At 73.7% G+C, this 4,506-nt stretch carries 5 protein-coding genes; 3 read left to right on the top strand and 2 right to left on the bottom strand.

The genetic code is table 11. The annotated features are described in order from the left end of the window. Positions 1-533, bottom strand: a 533-nt coding sequence (locus PV341_RS43990; RefSeq protein WP_500360855.1) for a TerD family protein, incomplete at its 3' end; no start/stop codon positions are given. A 65-nt stretch (positions 534-598) separates the two neighbouring features. On the opposite strand from PV341_RS43990, the gene PV341_RS43985 reads away from it, so the two are divergent. Continuing rightward, a complete protein-coding gene (locus PV341_RS43985; RefSeq protein WP_500327279.1) occupies positions 599-1,330 on the top strand; it encodes an SDR family NAD(P)-dependent oxidoreductase in 732 nt (243 codons plus the stop codon). A gap of 13 nt (positions 1,331-1,343) precedes the next feature. On the opposite strand, the gene PV341_RS43980 is transcribed toward PV341_RS43985, so the two are convergent. Continuing rightward, positions 1,344-2,153, bottom strand: coding sequence for an NAD-dependent epimerase/dehydratase family protein (locus tag PV341_RS43980; protein ID WP_500360854.1), 810 nt, complete (start codon positions 2,151-2,153; stop codon positions 1,344-1,346). Between the two features lie 209 nt (positions 2,154-2,362). Between PV341_RS43980 and PV341_RS43975 the strand changes: the two genes are divergently transcribed. Together PV341_RS43975 and PV341_RS43970 are read left to right on the top strand one after the other, a co-directional pair. Further along, entirely contained in the window at positions 2,363-3,298 is a 936-nt protein-coding gene (locus PV341_RS43975) for a 5-dehydro-4-deoxyglucarate dehydratase (protein WP_500327282.1), read from the top strand. A 41-nt stretch (positions 3,299-3,339) separates the two neighbouring features. Continuing rightward, positions 3,340-4,506, top strand: a 1,167-nt coding sequence (locus tag PV341_RS43970; RefSeq protein ID WP_500360852.1) for a hypothetical protein, incomplete at its 3' end; no start/stop codon positions are given.

Genomic DNA, 4,506 nt, shown 5'->3' with positions numbered 1-4,506 from the left:
GGCGGCGCCTGGGGCGGTGTCTGCGGCGCGGCGGCCGCGGGCTCGTCGACGGACACGCCGAAGTCGGTTGCGATGCCCGCCAGCCCGTTGGCGTACCCCTGGCCGACCGCGCGGGCCTTCCAGGCGCCGGAGCGGCGGTAGATCTCGACCACCACGAGGGCGGTCTCGGTGCTCAGGGCGGGCGGGGTGAAGGTCGCCAGGACGGCGCCGCTGTCGGCGTCCCGCACCGTCGCCGTCGGCTCGGTGCCGGCGAAGGTCGCCCCGGGCGCGTCGGGGCTCGCCGTCACGACGATCTTCTCGATGCCGGCGGGCACGGCCACCGTGTCCACCGTGATCGCGTCGGGGGAGGTGCCGCCGCCGGACCGGTAGGTCACACCCGGCCCCGCGGGCTGGTTGTAGAACACGAAGTCGTCGTCGGAGCGCACCTTGCCGTCGGCGGCGATCAGGAGGCCCGACACATCAAGCCGCACGGGCGCGGATACCTCCACTGCCACGCGTGCCGCGGAGAGCGGGATGTTCGAGCCGGGTGTCATTGCGGTCATGTTCCGCTTAACGATCGTTCCGGGTTTACGGTTCCATTACCGAACGGAGTTTTCACGTGTCACGCATCGTGGTCATCAGCGGCGGCGGTACGGGGATCGGCCTGGCCGTCGCGGAGGCGTTCGTCCGCGACGGGGACCAGGTCGTGCTGGTCGGACGGCGCAAGGACGTCCTGGACGGGGCGGTCGCCCGGCTGGGTTCCGGATCGGCCCTGGCGGTCCCGGCGGACCTGACCGACGAGGCGGGGACGGCCGGGGTCCGCGAGCTCGTGGCCGAGCGCTTCGGGCGGGTGGACGTCCTGGTCAACAACGCGGGCGGGAACGTCGCGCTCGGCGGCGGGGAGCCGTCGCTCACCGAACTGTGGACGGGCAACTTCCGGTCCAACGTGCTGACCGCCGTGCTCCTCACCGAGGCGCTGCGCGACCTGCTGGCAGACGGCGGCCGGGTGCTGCTGCTCAGCTCCATCGCCGCGGTGCGCGGCGGCGGGTCCGGCTCGTACGGCGCCGCCAAGGCCGCCCTGCACCCGTACGCCTACGACCTGGCGGCGGACCTGGGCGGGCGCGGGATCACGGTCAACGTCATCGCGCCCGGCTTCATCGACGACACCGAGTTCTTCGGCGGGCGCATGACGCAGGAGCGGCGCGCGTTCCTCGTCGGCCAGACCCTCACCGGCCGGGTCGGCGTCCCCGAGGACGTCGCCTCGCTCGCCCACTGGCTCGCCTCCCCTGGTGCCGCCCACATCACCGCGCAGATCCACCAGGTGAACGGCGGCGCGGAACGCGGCCGCTGAGGGCCGCCGCGGGTCAGTGGGGCCAGAGGGGCGGATGCGTGGTGAAGTGGCCGCCGAGGTGCGCGTGGTCCGGGTTGTCCGGGTCGAGTTCGCCCTGTTCGGCGATGAGCTTGGCCGCGAAGGGCTCGGAGTCGTCCTGCGGCTCGTAGCCCAGCGCCCGCGCGGAGGACAGGTCCCACCACAGCCGGGTGTTGGCGGAGCTGCCGTGGACCACGGTGTGCCCGACGCCCTCGGCGGTGAGGGCGGCGTGCAGCAGCCGGGCGCCGTCCTCGGGGCTCATCCAGACCGACAGCATGCGCACCGAGGTCGGCTCCCGGAAGCAGGAGCCGATGCGGATGGAGACGGTCTCCAGGCCGTGCAGGTCCCAGTAGAGCTGGGCGAGGTCCTCGCCGAAGCACTTGGACAGGCCGTAGAAGGTGTCGGGGCGGCGCGGGGTGTCGACCGGGATGAGAGGGTCGTCCCCGACCGGGCGCGGGGTGAAGCCCACGGCGTGGTTGCTGGAGGCGAAGACGATCCGCGGCACGCCCTCCTCGCGGGCGGCCTCGTAGAGGTGGTAGGTGCCCTCGATGTTGGCGCGCAGGATCTTCTCGAAGGGGGCTTCCAGGGAGATGCCCGCGAGGTGGATGATCGCGTCGACCCCGCGTACGGCCTCGCGCAGGGCGGCGCGGTCCGCCAGGTCCGCGGTGATCGCGTCGGGCGCGCCCTCGACGGGCCGCACGTCGAGCAGGCGCAGCCGGTAGCCGTAGGCCGGCAGCAGCTCGCGCATCAGGGTGCCCAGGCCGCCTGCGGCGCCGGTGAGCAGGACGGTGCGGGGAGCGGGCATGCGCGGGTCTCCTCGATCGGACGTCCACATTGGTGGATGTCATTCATATGCATGGACACGCTAAAGAGAGCTTGTCGAAGCGTCAAGACTCCACCACCTGCGGCTGTCTTTCTTGACCCCTCCTTATGTGCTGCCTTAGCGTAAACGCGTTCATGAATATAGACATCGATCAGATGAGCGCACAGACGCCAGTCTTCAGGGAGAACCCGATGACCGATGCCGCCTCACTCTCCGCGCGCCTCGACGGCCTGCTGTTCTTCCCCGTGACGCCCTTCGGCCCGGACGGCGCCGTTGACCTGGAGGTCTTCCGCGCGCACGTGCGCCGCGGGATCGAGGCCGGAGCCGGGGCGGTCTTCGCGTGCTGCGGCACCGGCGAGTTCCACGCGCTGACGCCCGAGGAGTTCCGCGCCTGCGTGGCCGCGGCCGTCGAGGAGTCCGCGGGCCGGGTCCCCGTCGTCGCCGGCGCCGGCTACGGCACCGCCCTGGCCCTGCAGTTCGCTCGCCTCGCCGAGGAGGCGGGCGCCGACGGACTGCTCGCCATGCCGCCCTACCTCGTCGTCGCCGACCAGGCCGGACTGCTGCGGCACTACGCGGCGCTCGCCGCGGGCACCTCGCTCGACGTCATCGTCTACCAGCGCGACAACGCCGTCCTCACCCCCGCGACCGTCGCCGAACTCGCCCGCATCCCGCGCATCATCGGCCTCAAGGACGGCGTCGGCGACCTCGACCTGATGCAGCGCATCATCAGCGCCGTCCGCAGCACGGTCCCCGACCGCGACTTCCGCTACTTCAACGGCCTCCCCACCGCCGAACTCACCGGCCTCGCCTACCGCGGCATCGGCGTCACCCTCTACTCCTCCGCCGTCTTCTGCTTCGCGCCCGAGATCGCCCTCGCCTTCCACCGCGCCCTGACCGGCGGCGACGACACCACCGTGAACGCCCTCCTCGACGGCTTCTACCGGCCGCTGGTGGAACTGCGCCAGCAGGGCCGCGGCTACGCCGTCTCCCTGGTCAAGGCCGGCGTCCGGCTGCGCGGGCTGGACGTCGGCGAGGTGCGCCCGCCGCTGTCCGAGCCCGCGCCCGCGCACATCAAGGAACTGGCCGAACTCATCGACCGCGGACTCGCCCTGCTCGGCGAGGACTGACGTACGGTGACCCGCGTCAACCCCCACCCCCAGGAGCCGCGTTGAGAGCCTCCACCTTCGTCTACCCGTGGGACGTCGTCGGCGACCCGGAGGCGGCGGACCGCATCGCCGGCCTCGGCGTGCAGCAGGTCACCCTCGCCTCCGCGTACCACTCCACGCGGGCGCTGACCCCACGCCATCCCGGGCACCGCGTCGTCACCGCCCGCCACGCCGCCGTGCTCTACCCGCCGGACGAGCGGCGCTGGGCGGGGCGCGCCCTGCGGCCGTACACCCAGGACTGGGCGGGCGCCGAGGACGCCTACGGCGAGGCCGCCCGGGCCCTGCGGGCGGCCGGACTGGCCGTGCACTCCTGGGTCGTGCTCGCCCACAACTCCCGTCTCGGGGACGAACACCCCCGGGTGAGCGTGCGCAACGCCTACGGCGACCCCTACCCGTGGGCGCCGTGCATCGCCCAGCCGGAGGTGCGCGAGTACCTCGTCACGCTGGCGGCGGAGGCCGCGGTGCGGCCGGGGACCGGGACGGAGGGTACGGAACTGGAGTCCTGCGGCTGGTACGGCCTCGCCCACCTGCACGCCCACGACAAGACGGGCGGCGTGCCGCTGCCCGGGGCCGCGCAGTACCTGATGTCCCTGTGCTTCTGCCCCACGTGCGCGGCGGGGTACGCCGCGCTGGGCGCGGACCCGGACGAACTGCGCGCGGCCGTGCGCGACGCCCTGGCGCCGGTGTGGGCGGGGGAGTGGACCCCGGGGCCCGACGAGTGGGCCGACGTCGAGAAGCTGCTCGGGGCGGACCTCGCGGGGCTGACGATGGCGTGGCGGGGCCCCGTCGCGCGGGAGTTGCAGCGGGCGGCGGTGGAGGCTGTACGGGGTGCGGCGGCACGGGCCGGGGCCGCACCGGGGTTCCAGGTGCTGCTGCACGCGGATCCGCACGCCCACCGCTGCGGGGCCAACGTGGGCGTCGACCCGGCGTACGTCCTGGACCATGCGGACGGGCTCGTGCTGCCCGGGGCCGACCTGGTGGCGGCCTGCGTGCCGCACGCACGGGCGGGCACCGTGCTGGCCGCCAACTTCCCCGTGGTCGCGGGAATGGGGGGCAGCCCCGGCACGCTGACCGCGGACGCCTCCCGGGCGGCTGCGGCCGGGGCGACGGAGCTGCGGCTCTACCACGCGGGGCTCGCGTCCGCGGGGGACCTGGCGGGGGTGCGGGCG

The organism is Streptomyces sp. PA03-1a (genome assembly GCF_033792805.1).
Classification (GTDB): Bacteria; Actinomycetota; Actinomycetes; order Streptomycetales; family Streptomycetaceae; genus Actinacidiphila.
This window is presented reverse-complemented; position numbering and strand designations above follow the sequence as displayed.